At 69.5% G+C, this 802-nt stretch carries 1 protein-coding gene; it reads left to right on the top strand.

Annotated features, from left to right (window positions below):
* Positions 1-20: 20 nt before the first annotated feature.
* A partial coding sequence (locus G7A99_RS22245) for a LysR family transcriptional regulator (RefSeq protein ID WP_163144178.1) occupies positions 21-802 on the top strand: 782 nt, incomplete at its 3' end.

Genomic DNA, 802 nt, shown 5'->3' on the forward strand with positions numbered 1-802 from the left:
GTTAAATAAAATAGAACGGTATGCAGCAGCTCAACTATCACCACCTGCGCTATTTCTGGGCGGTGGCACACGAGGGCAGCGTCGCGGCGGCCGCGTCGCGGCTCCATGTGTCGCAGTCGGCGCTGTCGGTGCAGATCCGACGGCTGGAGGAACAGCTCGGTCACGCCCTGTTCGAACGTGCGGGCAGGCGGCTCCAGCTGACGGAGGCCGGGCGCATCGCGCTCGACTACGCGGACACCGTCTTCGCGGCGGGTGCCGAGCTCGTGAGCACGCTGCGGGGTGGCGCCGGGACCCGCCGGCGTATCCTGCGGGTCGGCGCGCTGACGACGCTGTCACGCAACTTCCAGCTGGAGCTGCTCCGCCCGCTCATCCACCGGGACGACATCGAGCTCGTGATCCGCTCGGCGGGGCGCGACGAGCTGCTTGCCGGGCTGCAGACGCACGCCCTCGACCTGGTCCTGTCCAACGAGCCCGTGCCCCGCGATGCAGGGTCGGACTGGTACAGCCAGCTGGTGGACAGCCAGCCCATCAGCATCGTCGGTCCCGCCGCTTCGGGGACGGCGCAGCTGCGTTTCCCGGACGATCTGGACGGCCTGCCGCTGGTACTGCCGAGCCTCGAGAGCGGGGTCCGGGCAAGCTTCGACCGGCTGCTGGAGTTCGCGGGCGTGCGGCCCGTGGTGCTCGCCGAGGTGGACGACATGGCCATGCTGCGCCTGGTCGCCCGTGAGGGCACCGGCTATGCGCTGGTCCCGCCGGTGGTGATACGTGACGAGCTGAATTCGGGCAGGCTGGTCGAGCGTTG

The organism is Arhodomonas sp. KWT, from assembly GCF_010993615.1.